Below are 17,442 nucleotides of genomic sequence, written 5' to 3' on the forward strand. Positions count from 1 at the left end.
GCAGCGGGGTGGGGGTTTGGCGCCGCGGCCCCCCCCCCCCCCCGGGGGGGGGGGGGCGCCCCCCCCCCGGGGGGGGGGGGGGCCTTGGCGCCGACCCCCACCCGGACCTGCGGTCCGACCTCCCCACAAGGGGGAGGTAGGAGCCTCGCGTTCTTCGCGGCAGCGCTGAGCTGGCTAAGAATACTCATTTTGCCACCTGCCTTGCACCCACGCCCGCCGCCGGCTCGACCGAGGAGATCTCGTGCGTCAGCGTGTTGCGGGTGATCTTCAGCCAGGCCCGGCAGCCGCCGCCATGGTACCAATGTTCGCTGGTCTCGCCGGCAATGTTGTCGCGTAAATAGACATAGTCGAAGACCTCGTCTTCCGAGGCGCCGGCAGCCGGCCGCAGCGGCTTGGCGTCGCCGAGACAGGTGAACTCGCCGAGTTCGCGTTCGCCGCAGAAGGGACAGACAATACGCATGCTTTTCGGACCGTCCTCAGTGCAGGTTCGGTTGGGCGCCGACGCCCTTTTCATCGATCATCGCGCCCCGCCGGAACCGGTCGAGGCGGAAGCGCGCCGCCTCCTTGTGCAGTTCGTCGCGGGCCAGAAGATGGGCAAAGACAAGGCCGGAGCCGGGCGTCGCCTTGAAGCCGCCATAGCACCAGCCGGCATTGAGATAGAGCCCGTCCACCGGCGTCTTGTCGATGATCGGCGAGCCGTCCATCGACATGTCCATGATGCCGCCCCATTGGCGCAACAGGCGCACGCGACCGATCATCGGCATCAGCGCCATGCCGCCCTCGCAGACGTCTTCCATCACAGGCATGTTGCCGCGCTGGGCATAGGAATTGTAGCCGTCTATATCGCCGCCGAAGACCAGCCCGCCCTTGTCCGACTGGCTGACATAGAAATGGCCGGCGCCGAAGGTCATGACATTGGGGATCAGCGGCTTGATCGCCTCGGAAACGAAGGCCTGCAGCACATGGCTCTCGATCGGCAGCCGCAGGCCAGCCAACGCCGCGACGCGCGACGAACTGCCGGCGACGGCCATGCCGACCTTGCCGGCGCCGATTGCGCCGCGCGATGTCTCGACGCCGGTCACCTTGCCGTTGGCGTCGCGCCCAAAGCCGGTCACCTCGCAGTTCTGGATGATGTCGACGCCGATCGCGCTCGCCGCATGGGCGTAGCCCCAGACCACGGCGTCGTGGCGTGCCGTGCCGCCGCGCCGCTGCAGCAGGCCGCCTTGCACGGGAAAGCGGGCATTGTCGAAGTTCAGGAACGGCATCATCTTCTTGACCGCGGCAAGGTCGAGCAGTTCGGCATCGATGCCGTTGATGCGCATCGTGTTGCCGCGCCGCGCATAGGCGTCGCGCTGCGCATCGGAATGGTAAAGGTTGATGACGCCGCGCTGGCTGACCATCGTGTTGTAGTTGAGGTCCTGCTCCATCCGCTCCCAGAGCTTCATCGACAGCTCGTAGAAGCCGGTATTGCCGGGCAGCCCGTAATTGGAGCGGATGATGGTGGTGTTGCGGCCGGCATTGCCGGAGCCGATCCAGCCCTTTTCGAGCACGGCGACATTCCTGATGCCGTATTCGCTGGCGAGGAACCATGCCGTCGCCAGGCCGTGGCCGCCGCCGCCGATGATCACCACGTCGTAGCGGTCCTTCGGGCTGGCGTCGCGCCAGGTGCGCTGCCAATTCTTGTGACCGGAAAATGCCGCACGGGCGAGGGAGAAGATCGAGTATTTCATGACTCTATTCCGAGGTCGCTCGCGCCGCGCAGGACCATTCTTGACGCATCGGAATCGTCCGAAAACCGCTTCACACTTTTCGGTCCGATGCTCTAGATATCCAGCGTGTGGTCGCGCTCCCACTGGGTGAAGTGGGAAGCATAGGAATTCCATTCCTGATGCTTCAGCTTTAGATAAGCCGACGAGAATTCCTCACCCAGCGCCGCCTTGAGCGATTTGTCGTTGTCGAACTCGCGCAATGCATCGAGCAGGTTGAGCGGCAGCTTCGGCGCGCCCTCCACCGTATGCCCGAACTGGTACATGTCGATGTCGTAGCGCTTGCCGGGATCGGCCTTCGAGCGGATGCCGTCGAGGCCGGCGGCGATGATGACCGCCTGCAGCAGATAAGGGTTTGCCGCGCCGTCGGGCAGGCGCAGCTCGAAGCGTCCGGGGCCGGGCACGCGCACCATATGGGTGCGGTTGTTGCCGGTCCAGGTCACCGAGTTCGGCGCCCAGGTGGCGCCCGAAATGGTGCGCGGCGCATTGATGCGCTTGTAGGAATTGACGGTCGGGTTGGTGATCGCGGCAAGCGCCGAGGCATGCTTCATGATGCCGCCGAGAAAATTCCTGCCCTTCGCCGACAGGCCGAGCTCCATGGCGTTGTCGGCAAAGACATTGGTCTTGCCGTCCTTGTCCCACACCGAGATATGGGCGTGGCAGCCATTGCCGGTCAGGCCCGGGAATGGTTTTGGCATGAAGGTGGCGCGCAGGCCGTGCTTTTCCGCAACGGACCTCACCATGAACTTGAAGAAGGAATGCTTGTCGGCGGTCGCCAGCGCATCGTCGAAGGCCCAGTTCATCTCGAACTGGCCGTTGGCGTCCTCATGGTCGTTCTGGTAGGCGCCCCAGCCGAGCGCCAGCATGTGGTCGCAGATCTCGGCGATGACATCATAGCGCCGCATCACCGCCTGCTGGTCGTAGCAGGGCTTTGACGCCGTGTCGTATTCGTCGGAAATCGTGTTGCCGTCCGGCGAGATCAGGAAGAATTCGGCCTCGACGCCGGTCTTGACATGCATGCCGTCGCCCGCCGCCTCGTCAATCAGCCGCTTCAGCGTGTTGCGCGGCGCCTGGGCGACCGTTTTTTCGTCCATCATGCAATTGGCGGCAATCCAGGCGACTTCCGGCTTCCACGGCAGCTGGATGACCGAATCCGGATCCGGCACGGCCAGCATGTCTGGATGCGCCGGCGTCAGGTCGAGCCAGGTGGCAAAGCCGGCAAAGCCGGCGCCGTCCTTCTGCATGTCGGCGATGGCCTGCGCCGGCACCAGCTTGGCGCGCTGTCCACCGAACAGGTCGGTGTAGGAAATCATGAAATATTTGACGCCGTTCCCTTTGGCGAAGGCGGCGAGATCGTTCCCCATTATAGTTCCTCGCTTATTGGTATTTGGTAGTTTGGTATCAGAAGCCGTTCTTCCCCGGTATCCAGTTGGTGCCGGCCAGCGGCACGCCGGCCATGGCGGCGGCTTCGATCGTCAGCGCGACGAGATCCTCGGGCTCGAGATTGTGCAGGCTGTTCTTGCCGCAGGCGCGGGCGATCGTCTGCGCCTCCAGCGTCATCACCTTGAGGTAATTCGCCAGCCGTCTTCCTGCCGCTATCGGATCGAGCCGTTTCATCAGCTCGGGGTCCTGCGTGGTGATGCCGGCCGGATCGCGGCCCTCGTGCCAATCGTCATAGGCGCCGGCGGTGGTGCCGAGCTCGTTGTAATCCGCTTCCCAGCGCGGATCGTTGTCGCCGAGCGCGACAAGTGCGGCGGTGCCGATCGACACCGCGTCGACGCCGAGCGCCAGCGCCTTGGCGACATCGGCGCCGTTGCGGATACCGCCCGAAATGATCAGCTGCACCTTGCGGTGCATGCCGAGATCCTGCAGTGCCTGCACCGCCGGCCGGATGCAGGCAAGCGTCGGCTGGCCGACATTCTCGATGAACACTTCCTGGGTTGCGGCGGTGCCGCCCTGCATGCCGTCGATGACGACGACATCGGCGCCTGATTTCACCGCAAGGGCTGTGTCGTAATAGGGCCGCGCGCCGCCGACCTTGACGTAGATCGGCTTTTCCCAGTCGGTGATTTCACGCAGTTCCAGGATCTTGATTTCGAGATCGTCAGGCCCGGTCCAGTCGGGATGGCGCGAGGCTGAGCGCTGGTCGATACCCTTGGGCAGCGTGCGCATGTCGGCGACACGGTCGGAGATCTTCTGGCCAAGCAGCATGCCGCCGCCGCCAGGCTTGGCGCCCTGGCCGACGACGATCTCGATCGCATCCGCCCGGCGCAAGTCGCGCGGGTTCATGCCGTAGCGCGACGGCAGGTACTGGTAGACCAGCGTCTTGGAATGGCCGCGCTCTTCCTCGGTCATGCCGCCGTCGCCGGTGGTCGTCGAGGTGCCAGACAGCGTCGCGCCGCGGCCGAGCGCTTCCTTCGCCGGGCCGGACAGCGAGCCAAAACTCATGCCGGCGATGGTGATCGGGATTTTCAGCTCGATCGGCTTTTTCGCATGGCGCGAGCCCAGCACGACGCTGGTGTCGCAGCGCTCGCGATAGCCTTCGAGCGGATAGCGCGAGATCGAGGCGCCGAGGACAAGCAGGTCGTCGAAATGCGGCAGCTTGCGCTTGGCGCCGGCGCCGCGGATATCATAGATGCCGGTCGCAGCGGCGCGGCGGATCTCGGAAAGCGTGTAGTCGTCGAAGGTCGCGGATTTGCGCGGCGTCGTCGGCGGGTTGCGATAGGTCATTGAGCCTCAATACGCGTCGGCGTTGTCGATGTTGAAATTGTAGAGAGTGCGCGCCGAGCCGTAACGCGTGAACTCCGCCGCCTTGACGCCGGTCACCCCGGCGCGGTCGAGCAGGTCCTGCAGCAATGCCAGATGCTCGGGCCGCATCTCCTTGGCGATGCAGTCGGCGCCGAGGCTGCCGACCTTGCCGCGCACGAACAGCCGCGCCTCGTAGATGGAATCGCCGAGCGCATCGCCGCCATCGCCCAGCACCACCAGATTGCCGGACTGCGCCATGAAGGCCGACATATGGCCGATATTGCCGTGGACGACGATGTCGATGCCCTTCATCGAGATGCCGCAGCGCGACGACGCATTGCCTTCGATGACCAGCAGCCCGCCCCGGCCGGTGGCGCCGGCATATTGGCTGGCGTCGCCTTTGACCGCTATCGAGCCCGACATCATGTTTTCGCCGACGCCGGGTCCGGCCGAGCCATGCACTGTGATGGCGCTGCCGTCGTTCATGCCGCCGCAATAGTAGCCGACGCTGCCGCGGACATCGATGGTGACCGGCTGATCGACGCCGACGGCGACCGAATGGCTGCCTTTCGGATTGAGCACTTCCCAGGCGGTCTGGTTCGAACCGGGAGTCAAATCGTGAAGCGCCTGGTTGAGTTCGCGCAGCGGCATCTCGGCCAGGTCGAAGACCCTGGATGCATGGCTCTGGTCGAGTGACTTGGACACGTTGATTGCCGGCATGAGCTCAATGCTCCCAGAAATAGACGGTTGCAGGCTCGGGTTCCCAGACCCTCGCATTGTCGATGCCGGGCAGTTTGGTCAGCGCACGATATTCCGAGCCGAAGGCGACATACTGGTCGGTCTCGGCCATGACGGCAGGCTTGCAGGCGATCGGATCGCGCACCACGCCGAAGCCGTTTTTGGTGCCGACGACGAAGGTGAAGAAGCCGTCGAGGTCGCTCAGTGTGCCCTCCAGCGCTTCGCCGAGATTCTTGCCATGCGCCATCTGCGAGGAGAGATAGGCGGCCGCGACTTCGGTGTCGTTCTCGGTCTCGAATTTCATGCCTTCGCGAATCAGCTCGCGGCGGACATTGTTGTGATTGGACAGCGAGCCATTATGCACCAGACACTGGTCGGCGCCGGTCGAGAACGGATGCGCGCCCATCGTCGTCACCGCCGATTCCGTCGCCATGCGCGTGTGGCCGATGCCGTGCGTACCGGTCATGCTGCGCACGTCGAAGCGATCGACGACCGCTTCGGGCAAGCCGACCTCCTTGTAGATTTCGACGACGTCGCCGGCGCCCATGATGCGGATGTCGGGGCGCAGCGCCTGGATCGCCTCGCGCACTTCATCGATCTTGTCGGACGTCGTCCTGACGACCGCATGCGTCGATTTCACCGCGATGTTCACCGGCGTTCCGATCGCCTTGGCGAGTTCGGCGTCGAGGTTGCGGAAATCGTGCTCCGGCTTTGCCGATTGGATGGTGATCTTGGCCTCATTGCCGGATGGCGCTCCATAGATGGCGATGCCGGCGCTGTCGGGACCGCGATCGCTGAGCGAGATCAGCATCTCCGAAAGCATCGAGCCAAGCTGGGGCTCGAGCGACTTGTCCTTCAAAAACAGTCCGACGATTCCGCACATGTCAGGCTCCCGAGCTGAGGTATGATTTAGGTGCTACCAGCTTCATCAAGCGAATTCAACTCGTATGAAAGTTTTTTTCATCTTGGACAAGTCGCCAGGCGCAAAATACGCGCCAGGCGACCGGCGGCGACTTAATGGCGATCGATCGCCTTTCTGGTTTCCTCTCCGGTGCGATCCGCAGCCATATCGGCTTCGATTTCAGCGTTCTCGTGGCGCGTCTGGAGGACGTGCCACCCGATCCAGAAGACGAGACCGATGATGACCATCACGACTTCAGAACCCTGAAACGGGTAGATCGCGCCGATGTCCTTGAGGTCCACGGCCCAGCTTTCCATTCCATTGGTAGACATTGCGGTTTCTCCTTGCCCGTTGACTATTTGATCATGGCCTTTTCGGCGGTTCCCACTTCGCGGACAGACGCGTCGAACGCATGGTTGAGGGCAAAATCGACGCCCTCGAGTTCCACCTTCGCCGGTACGCGCAGGAGGTTCATGCTGTTGAGGATCGTGCAGACCACGAAGGTGGGGACGAAACCGAGCACGAACATCAGCACCGCACCCGCGAAATTGCCGAGCGGGTTGATGTGCGCGAAGCCTTCATAGGGCGAGGACGGCTGTCCCCACAGCATGAAGCCGGCCACCACGACCCCGAGGAAGCCGCCGTAACCGTGCACGGCAACGGCGCCCACCGCATCATCGATCTTGAAGCGGCGTTCGACGAAATAGTGCAGCTTGTAGCAGATGGTCGGGACGATCGCGCCGATCAGCAGTGCCTGGATCGGGTGATAGAGGTCATTGCCGGCCGAGGCCGAGATAATGCCGCAAAGCCCCATCGAGAACGTCCAGAAAGGGTCGCCTTTCGAGACGATGTAGCCGGCGAGCATACCGCCCGACAGCGACATCAGGAAGTTGAAGGTGATCGCCGAAAGCGTGGTCGGCGCGAGATAGATGTTGGTCGCCGTCCAGGTTTCGCCGGTGATCTGGCCGGCAATCGTGGCCGGGCTGATCAGCGGAATGTTGCACGCGGCATAGAAGCCCCAGAAGCCGGTGAAGATCAGGAACAGGCCGATCGTGACCAGCCAAACATTGTGGGGCGGGATATCGCGCGCCGTGCCGTCGGGCCTGAACTTGCCGATGCGCGGACCAAGCACGATGAGAAAGGCGAGCGCCGCTCCGCCCGCGATTGCGTGCACCACGCCCGACGCATAGGCATCATGATAGCCCCAGAGTTTCACCATCCAGCCTTGCGGATGCCAGCCCCAGGACGCGTCGAGGATCCACAGGACCGAGCCGATCAGCACCGCGACGATCCAGAACGCGCCAGAGCGCGCGCGCTCTATGATCGAGCCCGAGATGATCGACGCCGTCGTGATGGAAAACAGCAGAAAGGCGCCCCAGAACACGCCGTTGAGGCGATGCCACAGCGCGGCGTCGGTCGGCGTGACCCCCGTCTCGCCCGGATTGACACCGGAGAGGTGGGTGCCCATCAGCGGATTCCATGGTTCGGCAAACGGTGCGGTGACAAGTCCGCCAGCGATGCCCGGCCCGTTGGGGAAGCCGAAATAGATCCACCAGCCGAAAAAATAGAAGGTGATCGTGACGAGCGGAATCGCCATCGCGTTCTTCATCAGCGTTTTCAGATGATTGCGCCGACGCGACACGCCGACCTCGTACATGCAGAACCCGACATGGATCAGGAACATCATGACGATGGTCACCCAGTAGTAGAACTCCGTGAAAATGGTCGTTAGAGCGTTGAGATTCCCTTCCATCGCATGTCCCCTCCGTTCAGTTGCGTTCTTTGCCTCTCAGTAAAACTTTTTGCATCTTAGTATTGCGCGCTTTTGGAGTTTTGAGTCAATATGGCGCGGACCGTCGCATGGCCTCCGTGCCCTTGAGCGGCGAACGCCGGCAATCTTGTGAGGAGAAGCAAGTCCATGACCGCATCCTGGAGATTTTCGAACTTGGCGGATCGCCATCGTGCGCTCGGTTCGAAGCTCGAAGACTGGAGCGGGATGGGCACCGCCTGGACCTACGACAAGGACGCCGACGAGGAGTACATCGCCATCCGCACCAAGGCCGGGCTGATGGACGTGTCGGGCCTGAAGAAGGTCCACATCACCGGGCCGCATGCCTCGCACCTGATCGACCTCGCCACGACGCGCGACGTCGAGAAAATATATCCCGGCAAGTCGGCTTATGCCTGCATGCTCAACGAGGCCGGGAAGTTCACCGACGACTGCATCCTCTACCGCACCGGCCCGAATGCCTGGATGGTCGTGCACGGTTCTGGCACCGGCCACGAGGAGTTGCAGCGGGCCGCCATGGGCCGCGATGTATCGCTGCGTTTCGATGACAATCTGCATGACCTCTCGCTGCAGGGGCCGATAGCCGTCGACTATCTGGCAAAGCATGTGCCCGGCATTCGCGACCTCGCCTATTTCCATCACATGCAGACGCGGCTGTTCGGTTTTCCGGTGATGATCTCGCGCACCGGCTACACCGGCGAACGCGGCTACGAGATCTTCTGCCGTGGCCAGGATGCTGGCACGATCTGGGACACCATCCTCGACGAGGGCAAGAGCGCCGGCATCATCCCGTGCCGGTTCACCACGCTCGATATGCTGCGCGTCGAGAGCTACCTCTTGTTCTACCCCTACGACAATTCGCAGAAATATCCGTTCGAGAACGAAGGCCCCGGCGACACGCTGTGGGAACTCGGCCTCGACTTCACCGTCAGCCCCGGCAAGACAGGCTTTCGCGGTGCCGAGGAGCACTACCGCCTCAAGGGCAAGGAGCGGTTCAAGATCTTCGGCGTGCTGCTCGAAGGCAAGGAGCCGGCCGACGAGGGCGCGCCGGTCTATCGCGACGGCAAAAAGGTCGGCGTGGTGACCTGCGCCATGTATTCGCCGCTGGTCCAGAAATCGATGGGCATTGCCCGGCTCGATGTCGACTGCGCCATCCAGGACACCAGGCTCGAGATCCGCAACCAGAGCGGCGCCATCAGCGCGACGGCGGAGCCGCTTCCGTTCGATGATCCGAAGAAGACCAAGCGCACGGCGAAAGGCTGAGGCATACTGGGAGGATGGCAGCGAAAAGCATCATCAGCCGGCCGGTCTACGGAACCCTGTCGCCGCAGCCTGGCAAGCACCATCTTTTCGTGGCGGATGCAGAAGGTGCGCTGGCGATATCGGAACTGGCCGCCAAGGCGCCCGCCGGCTTCTTTGCCGATGCCCACATCATCTTCATCGCCGGTCAGGATGGCAGACATGTCGCCGCGCTCGAAGCGCTGAACCCGGCGCAGCTCTACCAGGGCCCTTCTTTCGCCAGCGCCTTGCCGCGGCTGAAGCAGACCTTGGCCAACGCGCATATGGGCCTGCGCCTCTATCTCGCCGGTACCGAGGGGCTGATCGGCCAGGCCATGCAGGCGGCGCTCGAAGCCGGCATCGACCACACCTCGATCCAGACCGAGCATCGCGGCTCGCTGGCGCGCCGCATCCAGTGCGTCCATTGCAAGGGCATCACCGAGAACGTGACGACGCAGCCGGCGACCTGTTCGCATTGCGGCCTGCTTCTCCTGGTACGCGATCACTATTCCAGGCGCCTCGCGGCGTTCCAGGGCGTCTGCATCAATGCGGAAGACCGCAGCGAAATTCCTCCGACGGAGGAGATCTTTCGATGAGCACCGGCACCACCAAGCTCGACGTCGTGGTGAGCGATGTCGTCCCGGTCAACGAATTGGTCACGCGCTTCCATTTCCGCCGGCGCGACGGGCAGCTTTTGCCGACATTTTCCGGCGGCGCTCATGTCGTCGTCGAAATGCGCGACGGCGAGCGGACCAGGCTCAACCCCTATTCGCTGATGGGCTCGCCGCTCGACACGCGCGAGTACACGATCTCTGTGCGCCGCGACGATGTCGGCCGCGGCGGCTCGCTGTTCATGCACAGGCATGTCAGGCCCGGCATGGAGATGGTGATCAGCTACCCGGTCAATTTGTTCTCGCTCGACCTGCGCGCCAGGAAGCATCTGATGCTGGCCGGCGGCATCGGCATCACGCCGTTCATGGCGCAGACCGCGCAGCTGGCGGCGGATGGCGGCAATTTCGAGCTGCATTACACCTGCCGCACCGCCTCGCTCGGCACCTATGCCGATGTGCTCAGGGAGCGCTACGACCGCCGGGTCAGGCTCTATCACGACGATCGCGAGGAGCGCATCGAGCTCGACCGGTTGCTGTCGTCGCAGCCGCTCGGCACGCATCTCTACGTCTGCGGCCCGTCGGGCATGATCGGCTGGGTGCGCGATCGCGCCGCTGCGCTGGGCTGGCCGGCGGAAACCGTGCATTTCGAGCATTTTGCCGCCCCGCAGCCCGGCGCCCCGTTCGAGGTGACGCTGGCGGTCAGTGGCAAGACCATCCGCGTCGGCGAGCAGCAGAGCCTGCTCGAGGCGATCGAGGCGGCCGGCGTAGATCCGCCCTATCTCTGCCGCGGCGGCGTCTGCGGTCAGTGCGAAACCAATGTCATCGCGCATGACGGCAACTTCATCCACAACGACCACTGGCTGAGCGAGGAAGAGCACCGTTGCGGCAAGAAGATCATGCCTTGCGTCTCGCGCTTCGACGGCAGATCGCTGGTTCTGGAAAGATAGGAGGCGAGCCTGGGCATCACCTTTCGTAACGAAACGTTCCGTAACGACTTCACCTTCAGGAACAGCCCGGAGCACATCAGGCGGTTTCCGTTCCCGTTCCACGAAGACAGCTACATGTATGCGGTCAATATCGAGCCGCATGTTCTGGGGCCGAAGGGCAGCGTGCTCGAAAACCTGATCGACGTCGACGAGCACTATGTCGCCGAGATGCAGGACCGTGCGCTGGTGTTGGCGGAAGACCCGCTGCGCTGCCAGTCGCTGCCGCATATGACGCTGGCCGGCTGGGACGTACTCGAACTCCTGATGGAACAGCAGACGCTGGGCTATCCCGAGCATTTCACGCTGACGCGCGACGGCGACAGATGGCGCTGGATCAATCGGCCGCTCGGCATCGACGACAGCTTCACCTTCGGCGACGTGTCGACACTGCCCTATGGGCCGATGGAATACATCACGCGGCAATCGCAAGGCGATTTCTGCATCCTCGACCAGCGTGACGGCAATCTGTGGATGGATGCCGGCATGGTCACCACCCAGGCCGATTGGTCGCTCGATTTCGACATCGGCATGAACTTCTTCGAGTGGCACGCGCCGGTGCCGCTGGCGCATGAGAAGGGCATATTCGTCCGGGCGCTGAAATTCCTCACCAACATCCAGCAAGGCAAGCCGGCGCGGCGGCTGAACTGGACGATGACGATCAATCCGCGCCTCGACACCAGCCCGGAAAATTACCACAAATGGGGTCCGGACCGGGCGACGGTGACGCCCGAAAACGTCGGCGACAAGGTCCATCTGCGTGTCGAATTGCAGAGCTTCTGGCGGCTGCCGCGCTCGAACGGCATCGTCTTCCCGATCCGCTGTTATCTCATCAAAATGGACGAGTTGGTGACCCAGCCGAAATGGGCGCGGCGCCTGCACCGCGTCATCCGCGACCTTCCCGAAGAGCTCGCCAATTACAAAGGCCTGACACGCTACCGCGCGACGCTGGTCGAATGGCTGTCGAAGCTGGACGACGGCAGCCCGACATCGCCCGGCTTCGGGCCGGATTAAGGAGGCTTGCACCGGCGCTTCCGATCACCTGAGAAGATTTTTAACCCGCACCGATGATTTCAGACCGCCTGCGCTGTCCTTATCAATGGGCGTGCCTGGATGGTCCAGCTGCCCGGATAGCAGGGTGGGTCCATGAGATTGTTACAAGGTCAGAATGTCGTCGTCGTTGGAGGAAGCCGTGGTGTCGGCCGCTCGATCGTAGAAGCCGCTGTCAGCGAGGGAGCGACCGTCCTCGCAGTCGCCCGCAGCGAACAGACCCTGGCGGAAATTGCCCGGGAGACTTCGGGCGTGAAGACGTTCGCGGTCGATGCAACTGTGGACATCGCTCCCGATCAGGTCTTCGCCGCGCTGGAACCGGACGTCCTAGTGATATGCGCAGGTGCTCTTGCCCCCTCCGCGCCCCTACATGAACAGAACTGGGAGGCGTTCTCCGCAAACTGGGAAACGGACGTCAAGGCGTCGTTTCTGTTTTGCAAGGCCGCGCTTCGGCGTCCGCTCAAACCGGGCGCCCGGGTTGTTCTGATCTCCAGCGGCGCGGCTCTGACCGGGGGGCCACCGAATTCCGGCGGCTATGCCGGCGCAAAACGCATGCAGATGTTCCTGGCCGGTCATAGCCAGAAGGAATCGGATCGGCGCGGCCTCGACCTGCGCTTCATGGCGCTTGCGCCTATGCGCATCATGCCAGGGACCGGCGTGGGCGACGCCGGCATCGAGAGCATTTCGGCCTATAGGGGCATCCGGCCCATGGAGTTCATCGCGGGCATCTTCGACATGCAGACGCCGGCCGACGTCGGACGGGCGGTGGTGGCACTCGCCACCCAACAATCGCAAGGATGTTCCTTCGCAGTGAGCGCGAGCGGACTTGCGCCGGCCGCCTGAGACGCGCGTAATGCAAACTCAAAATTGCCGGATCCGCATGACAGACTCGCAGGCACCTCTCAAGCCGGTACGTGAGCCGGGCCAGCCGATCCTCGATCGGCTGGCCTTCGAACAGTTCACGGCTGCCCATCGCCGGGAGCTCAAGCTCCATTGCTATCGCATGATGGGCTCGCTGCACGAGGCGGACGACCTTGTCCAGGACACGCTTCTGCGCGCCTGGCGCGCAAGATCGGAGTTCGATGGGCGGGGTTCGGTTCGCGGTTGGCTCTACACGATCGCGACCAACTCTTGCCTCAGCGCGCTCAAGGCCAGGTCGAGGGCGAATCGCATTCTCCAGCAGCCCGAACGGCCGGCTTCCCACGGGATGGCCACAGGCGGCCCTGCAGCCGAGGTCACCTGGTTGGAGCCTTACCCGGACGCAGAGCTACCGGGCCGCGCTGATGGTGAGCCGGGTCCGGAAGCGCGCTACGAGACCCGCGAAGCCGTCCAACTCGCTTTCGTCGCCGCGATCCAGGATCTGCCGCCCAGGCAGCGCGCCGCTCTACTGCTTTCCGACGTGCTGGGCTGGTCGGCTGTCGAAACGGCGGGATTGCTGGGCGGGTCGACGGTTTCGATCAACAGCGCATTGCAGCGGGCCCGCATAACCCTTGCGGCGCGATATCCCCAAGGACGTCCCATCCATCGATCGAAGCCCAACCCCGACGAAGGCCTGCTGCTCGAACGTTACATGCGAGCCTGGGAGGCCGCCAATCTCGACAGCCTGATCGAACTCCTGCGGGAGGACGCCACCTATCGCATGCCGCCCTGGCAGGAATGGTATCGTGGACGCGCGGCGATCCGCAGTTTCCTCGAGACCATCTGGGGCAATTTTTCGAGCTTCCGCACCGTAGCCACTGGAGCCAATGCCCAGCCGGCAGTCGGGGTCTATTCCCGCAGCCAGAATGACCCTGCGTGGCGAGCCCATTCGCTGCACGTGATCGAGCCCGCCGAGGGCGGTATCGCCGCTCTGACGATCTATGTGCCGCCGCTCGGCCCCAGCTTGTTTGCGGCCTTCGGCCTGCCGCCATCCTAAAGCGCGTCGCATTTGACCGGCCCCATGCGACGCGCTTTAGGTTGTTGTTTCATGCATGTCGATATCGCAAAACCGCTGCACACTTTTGCGCGACATGCATTAGAGCAATTCCAGGAAAAGCGTGAAACGGCTTTCCCGGGAAAGCGCATAGCGCTTTCCCGAGGGAATTGCGCATAAACAAAGAGATAGAGCGGTTCTAGCCTGGACCTGTAACATTCCATCCGGCCGCTTCGCGGCCACGGCGCTCAATGAGGGGACTTCGCTTGCGTCCGAACCCGCTCAAACCGCGCTACTCTGCGGATAGCAGATGATCGAGAGATAGCGCATCGGCAGTTGCGTCAGCTGTTCCGGGCCGTGCGGCGCGTCGGCGTCGAAGAACAGGCTGTCGCCGGGTTTCATCGGATAGAGATTGCTGCCGTGCCGGTAAACCACCTCGCCTTCGAGCATGTAGAGGAACTCCATGCCCTCGTGCTGGAAGGTCGGAAACACGTCGGAATCCTCGGTCAGCGTGATCAGATAGGGCTCGACGACGACCCCGCTGGTGTTCGACCCGATATGCCCGAGCAGGTTGTACTGATGGCCGGCGCGCGTACCCCGCCGCTCGACATCGAGGCCTTGGCCGGCCTTGACGAAGACAGCGCTGCGTTCTTCCTCGAAACGGCGGAAGAAAGCGGTGACCGGAACGCCGAGCGCCCGCGACAACGCCTGCAAAGTGGTCAGCGACGGCGAGGTGATGCCGTTTTCGATCTTCGACAGCATACCAAGCGAAATATCGGTGGCAGCTGCAAGATCGGCGACGGTGATGCCGAGTTTTTTGCGAAACGCCCGCACCTCGCGACCGATCGCGACCTCGAGGACTTTTTCGCGTGTGTCGCGAACGGCGTGCGGGTCCTGGCTTAGTGGCGTCCGGATCGTTGCCACGCCCTTCGGCGATGGCTTGGCGTTGGAAGGGGCTGCCCCATTCCTGGAATTGAAAGCTTTTTTCGCCATGTCGCCACCCCGGGTTCTGCGGATTTATTTCACTCGGGGTGAACATATTCGGTGCGGGTACCTGAGCGCAACTGCGAAGGCACTTTGTCGAACAGCGTGCTCTCCGATTCTTCCGCCGTCAGCGGTTTTGCCCAGAACCCGATCTGGTGAACGTGGTTTCAGCAGAAGGCCTGTTGACAGCATCGAAGGGGCAATTACTGTCCTGTCAGTGAAATTTGTTTCGTTAGGGAAATGAGACCGGGAGGCCCGCAATGAAAAGTCGTGTTGCCGTCATTGGAGCCGGACCCTCCGGCATGGCCCAGCTTCGAGCCTTCAAGTCGGCTGCCGACAAGGGTGCGGACATTCCGGAAATCGTCTGCTTCGAAAAGCAGTCCGACTGGGGCGGCCTGTGGAATTACACCTGGCGCACCGGCCTCGACGAGCATGGCGACCCGGTGCATGGCTCGATGTACCGCTATCTCTGGTCGAACGGGCCGAAGGAATGCCTCGAATTCGCCGACTATACGTTCGAGGAGCATTTCGGACGGCCGATCGGCTCCTATCCGCCGCGCGCCGTGCTGTGGGACTACATCAAGGGCCGCGTCGAAAAATCGGGTGTGCGCCAATGGGTGCGCTTCAACAGTCCGGTGCGCATGGTGACCTTCTCCGACGCGACGAAAAAGTTCACCGTCACCGCGCATGACCGCAGCAAGGACGTCACCTATTCGGAGGAGTTCGACAACGTCGTCGTCGCCTCGGGGCACTTCTCCGTGCCCAACGTTCCCTACTTCGAAGGTTTTTCGACCTTCAACGGCCGCATCCTGCACAGCCATGATTTCCGCGACGCCATGGAATTCAAGGACAAGGACATCCTGATCATCGGCCGCTCCTATTCGGCCGAGGACATCGGCTCGCAATGCTACAAATACGGCGCCAAATCGATCACCTCCAGCTACCGCTCGAAGCCGATGGGCTTCAAATGGCCCGACAACTGGAAGGAAGTGCCGCTGCTGCAGAAGGTCGTCGGCAAGACCGCGCATTTCAAGGACGGCAGCACCAGCGATGTCGACGCCATCATCCTGTGCACCGGCTATCTCCACTCGTTCCCATTCCTGACCGAAGATCTGAAGCTCAAGACCGCCAACCGCATGTGGCCGGACGGGCTCTATGAGGGCGTCGTCTGGGAGAGGAACCCGCAGCTGTTCTATATCGGCATGCAGGACCAGTTCTACACGTTCAACATGTTCGACGCGCAGGCCTGGTTCGCGCGCGACGTCATCATGGGCCGCATAAAACTGCCTTCGGCCGAGGCGATGGCCGAACACGGCAGGAACTGGCGGGCGCGTGAGGAAACGCTGGAAGACGCCGAGCAGATGATCTGGTTCCAGGGCGACTACACCAGGGAGTTGATGGAGCAGACCGATTATCCGGGCTTCGACGTCGAGGCCGTCAATCAGACCTTCATGGAATGGGAGCACCACAAGGCGCAAGACATCATGGGTTTCCGCGACCACGCCTACCGCTCGCTGATGACCGGCACGATGGCGCCGCTGCACCATACGCCCTGGCTGCAGGCGATGGACGATTCAATGGAATCCTATCTCGAGGTGAAAGGCGTCGCGGCGGAGTAGCGGCTTCTTCACCACACAGCTTTGCGCGACATGCGTCAGTTGCTGCGCGCCTCGCGCATCTCTTTCGTCGCTTCAATGATCCGGCCGAGCAGGGCATGGAGATCGTCGCGGTGGCCGCTGCGGCCGGCGGGGCCGTTTTCGTCCGAAGTCATGACCACGGTCAACGCGCGCCCGGGCACAACATAGACCATCTGCCCGCCATACCCCCACCCGTAGAAGACCGCTTCGCCCGCGATCTGGCGGATGAACCAACCATAGCCGTAACCGTCACCGGTGAAACGCGAGGCGGTGCGTGGCTGCCAGGAGAGCTTGATCCAATCGGCCGGCACGAGTTGCCGTCCGCCGCGGCTCATCCCGCCGCTGCGGTAGAGCTCGCCAAAGGCCAGCAGCGAGCGCGGGCTCATGGCCATCTGGTTGCCGCCGAGATAGATGCCCTGTGGGTCGCGGTCCCAGGCGGTGATGGAAAAGCCCTGCTGCCGCCCGAGCCATTCGCGCGCCAGTTCCAGGGTCGAGCGGCCGGTCCGCCGCGTCAGGATCGCCGAAAGGAGATGGGTCGAGCCGGTGGAATATAGCATGGTGCCGCCCGGATCGTCGTCGAAGGGCATGGCGAGCGCTGCCCGCACCCAGTTGTCGCTTGCCACCCAGCGCCCGTAGTTTGGGCCGGAGGTCCGTCCGAGCCCTGCCTGCATGGAAAGCAGATGACCGATCGTCACCTGCTGGAGCCGCGGATCGGCGTTCGCCGGCAGGTCGGCCTGAAGAAGCGGAGCGATCTTCTGGTCAGTGCCTTTGAGCACGCGCTTGTCGATGGCGATGCCGACAAGCGCCGAGATGATCGACTTGGAGGCGGATTTTATGTTGGCAGGACGTGCCGGAGAGTGGCCGCGATAGCCGCGCTCCGCCACGACCGCGCCCTCATGCGCGATGGCAACCGTGCGCAGCGGCGTCAGGCGCTCGGCCTCGTCGAGGAGCTTTCCAAGCCGCTGCTCCAGGCCATCCGCAGCGTGAGCGGCGACGGAAAGGATGAGCAGAAAGGCGAGAATCACGGTGGGGCGCTTCAGCATGA

General features: G+C 63.0%; 17 protein-coding genes. 7 read left to right on the forward strand and 10 right to left on the reverse strand.

Annotated elements, in window-relative coordinates; all coding sequences use genetic code 11:
* Window positions 1–184: 184 nt before the first annotated feature.
* The 8 genes from AC0L2Z_RS01050 to AC0L2Z_RS01085 all read right to left on the reverse strand — a co-directional run bounded on the left by AC0L2Z_RS01050 (window position 185) and on the right by AC0L2Z_RS01085 (window position 7,906).
* Window positions 185–460 carry a sarcosine oxidase subunit delta gene (locus AC0L2Z_RS01050; protein ID WP_128167769.1) on the reverse strand — a complete coding sequence of 92 codons (276 nt, stop codon included), beginning with the start codon at window positions 458–460 and terminating at the stop codon, window positions 185–187.
* 16 nt (window positions 461–476) lie between these two features.
* A complete protein-coding gene (locus tag AC0L2Z_RS01055; protein WP_473626320.1) occupies window positions 477–1,730 on the reverse strand; it encodes a sarcosine oxidase subunit beta family protein in 1,254 nt (417 codons plus the stop codon).
* 92 nt (window positions 1,731–1,822) lie between these two features.
* Entirely contained in the window at window positions 1,823–3,130 is a 1,308-nt protein-coding gene (gene glnT / locus AC0L2Z_RS01060) for a type III glutamate--ammonia ligase (RefSeq protein WP_128167767.1), read from the reverse strand.
* 37 nt (window positions 3,131–3,167) lie between these two features.
* Window positions 3,168–4,496, reverse strand: a complete 1,329-nt coding sequence (locus tag AC0L2Z_RS01065; protein ID WP_027152226.1) for an FMN-binding glutamate synthase family protein — start codon at window positions 4,494–4,496, stop codon at window positions 3,168–3,170.
* Between the two features lie 6 nt (window positions 4,497–4,502).
* Window positions 4,503–5,234 (reverse strand): protein GlxC, encoded by a 732-nt coding sequence (locus AC0L2Z_RS01070; protein ID WP_473626322.1) that lies wholly within the window; start codon window positions 5,232–5,234, stop codon window positions 4,503–4,505.
* A 4-nt stretch (window positions 5,235–5,238) separates the two neighbouring features.
* Window positions 5,239–6,135, reverse strand: coding sequence for a class II glutamine amidotransferase (locus AC0L2Z_RS01075; protein ID WP_473626324.1), 897 nt, complete (start codon window positions 6,133–6,135; stop codon window positions 5,239–5,241).
* Window positions 6,136–6,266: 131 nt separating this feature from the next.
* Window positions 6,267–6,485 (reverse strand): hypothetical protein, encoded by a 219-nt coding sequence (locus AC0L2Z_RS01080; RefSeq protein WP_123146946.1) that lies wholly within the window; start codon window positions 6,483–6,485, stop codon window positions 6,267–6,269.
* Between the two features lie 23 nt (window positions 6,486–6,508).
* The gene (locus tag AC0L2Z_RS01085; RefSeq protein ID WP_473626326.1) at window positions 6,509–7,906 is read right to left on the reverse strand and encodes an ammonium transporter; all 1,398 of its coding nucleotides are present in this window, start codon (window positions 7,904–7,906) and stop codon (window positions 6,509–6,511) included.
* A gap of 165 nt (window positions 7,907–8,071) precedes the next feature.
* Between AC0L2Z_RS01085 and AC0L2Z_RS01090 the strand changes: the two genes are divergently transcribed.
* From AC0L2Z_RS01090 to AC0L2Z_RS01115, 6 genes are all read left to right on the forward strand, one after another.
* On the forward strand, window positions 8,072–9,205 hold the full coding sequence (locus AC0L2Z_RS01090; protein WP_473626328.1) for an aminomethyl transferase family protein: 1,134 nt from the start codon (window positions 8,072–8,074) through the stop codon (window positions 9,203–9,205).
* Between the two features lie 14 nt (window positions 9,206–9,219).
* A complete protein-coding gene (locus AC0L2Z_RS01095; RefSeq protein WP_473626329.1) occupies window positions 9,220–9,816 on the forward strand; it encodes a dimethylamine monooxygenase subunit DmmA family protein in 597 nt (198 codons plus the stop codon).
* Window positions 9,813–10,778 (forward strand): PDR/VanB family oxidoreductase, encoded by a 966-nt coding sequence (locus AC0L2Z_RS01100; protein ID WP_473626331.1) that lies wholly within the window; start codon window positions 9,813–9,815, stop codon window positions 10,776–10,778. The genes AC0L2Z_RS01095 and AC0L2Z_RS01100 overlap by 4 nt, the downstream gene beginning before the upstream one ends.
* Window positions 10,779–10,787: 9 nt before the next feature.
* Window positions 10,788–11,828 (forward strand): heme-dependent oxidative N-demethylase family protein, encoded by a 1,041-nt coding sequence (locus AC0L2Z_RS01105; protein ID WP_473626611.1) that lies wholly within the window; start codon window positions 10,788–10,790, stop codon window positions 11,826–11,828.
* 132 nt (window positions 11,829–11,960) lie between these two features.
* The gene (locus tag AC0L2Z_RS01110) at window positions 11,961–12,707 is read left to right on the forward strand and encodes an SDR family NAD(P)-dependent oxidoreductase (protein WP_473626332.1); all 747 of its coding nucleotides are present in this window, start codon (window positions 11,961–11,963) and stop codon (window positions 12,705–12,707) included.
* 37 nt (window positions 12,708–12,744) lie between these two features.
* The gene (locus AC0L2Z_RS01115) at window positions 12,745–13,779 is read left to right on the forward strand and encodes an RNA polymerase subunit sigma-70 (RefSeq protein WP_473626333.1); all 1,035 of its coding nucleotides are present in this window, start codon (window positions 12,745–12,747) and stop codon (window positions 13,777–13,779) included.
* A gap of 279 nt (window positions 13,780–14,058) precedes the next feature.
* On the opposite strand, the gene AC0L2Z_RS01120 is transcribed toward AC0L2Z_RS01115, so the two are convergent.
* Entirely contained in the window at window positions 14,059–14,769 is a 711-nt protein-coding gene (locus AC0L2Z_RS01120) for a helix-turn-helix domain-containing protein (RefSeq protein ID WP_473626334.1), read from the reverse strand.
* 251 nt (window positions 14,770–15,020) lie between these two features.
* On the opposite strand from AC0L2Z_RS01120, the gene AC0L2Z_RS01125 reads away from it, so the two are divergent.
* Window positions 15,021–16,379 carry an NAD(P)-binding domain-containing protein gene (locus tag AC0L2Z_RS01125; RefSeq protein ID WP_473626335.1) on the forward strand — a complete coding sequence of 453 codons (1,359 nt, stop codon included), beginning with the start codon at window positions 15,021–15,023 and terminating at the stop codon, window positions 16,377–16,379.
* A 35-nt stretch (window positions 16,380–16,414) separates the two neighbouring features.
* Here the strand turns inward: AC0L2Z_RS01125 and AC0L2Z_RS01130 are convergent, their stop codons facing one another.
* A complete protein-coding gene (locus AC0L2Z_RS01130; protein WP_473626336.1) occupies window positions 16,415–17,440 on the reverse strand; it encodes a serine hydrolase domain-containing protein in 1,026 nt (341 codons plus the stop codon).
* Between the last annotated feature and the right edge of the window lie 2 nt (window positions 17,441–17,442).

The organism is Mesorhizobium sp. WSM4850 (genome assembly GCF_055811735.1).

Bases quoted from the DNA above. Each gene is read 5' to 3' on its own strand.
- AC0L2Z_RS01115 (WP_473626333.1), top strand. From the start codon at position 12,745: ATGACAGACTCGCAGGCACCTCTCAAGCCGGTACGTGAGCCGGGCCAG.
- AC0L2Z_RS01065 (WP_027152226.1), bottom strand. From the start codon at position 4,496: ATGACCTATCGCAACCCGCCGACGACGCCGCGCAAATCCGCGACCTTC.
- AC0L2Z_RS01055 (WP_473626320.1), bottom strand. From the start codon at position 1,730: ATGAAATACTCGATCTTCTCCCTCGCCCGTGCGGCATTTTCCGGTCAC.
- AC0L2Z_RS01110 (WP_473626332.1), top strand. From the start codon at position 11,961: ATGAGATTGTTACAAGGTCAGAATGTCGTCGTCGTTGGAGGAAGCCGT.
- AC0L2Z_RS01050 (WP_128167769.1), bottom strand. From the start codon at position 460: ATGCGTATTGTCTGTCCCTTCTGCGGCGAACGCGAACTCGGCGAGTTC.
- AC0L2Z_RS01095 (WP_473626329.1), top strand. From the start codon at position 9,220: ATGGCAGCGAAAAGCATCATCAGCCGGCCGGTCTACGGAACCCTGTCG.
- AC0L2Z_RS01130 (WP_473626336.1), bottom strand. From the start codon at position 17,440: ATGCTGAAGCGCCCCACCGTGATTCTCGCCTTTCTGCTCATCCTTTCC.
- AC0L2Z_RS01080 (WP_123146946.1), bottom strand. From the start codon at position 6,485: ATGTCTACCAATGGAATGGAAAGCTGGGCCGTGGACCTCAAGGACATC.
- AC0L2Z_RS01125 (WP_473626335.1), top strand. From the start codon at position 15,021: ATGAAAAGTCGTGTTGCCGTCATTGGAGCCGGACCCTCCGGCATGGCC.
- AC0L2Z_RS01090 (WP_473626328.1), top strand. From the start codon at position 8,072: ATGACCGCATCCTGGAGATTTTCGAACTTGGCGGATCGCCATCGTGCG.
- AC0L2Z_RS01075 (WP_473626324.1), bottom strand. From the start codon at position 6,135: ATGTGCGGAATCGTCGGACTGTTTTTGAAGGACAAGTCGCTCGAGCCC.
- AC0L2Z_RS01085 (WP_473626326.1), bottom strand. From the start codon at position 7,906: ATGGAAGGGAATCTCAACGCTCTAACGACCATTTTCACGGAGTTCTAC.
- AC0L2Z_RS01100 (WP_473626331.1), top strand. From the start codon at position 9,813: ATGAGCACCGGCACCACCAAGCTCGACGTCGTGGTGAGCGATGTCGTC.
- AC0L2Z_RS01120 (WP_473626334.1), bottom strand. From the start codon at position 14,769: ATGGCGAAAAAAGCTTTCAATTCCAGGAATGGGGCAGCCCCTTCCAAC.
- glnT (WP_128167767.1), bottom strand. From the start codon at position 3,130: ATGGGGAACGATCTCGCCGCCTTCGCCAAAGGGAACGGCGTCAAATAT.
- AC0L2Z_RS01070 (WP_473626322.1), bottom strand. From the start codon at position 5,234: ATGCCGGCAATCAACGTGTCCAAGTCACTCGACCAGAGCCATGCATCC.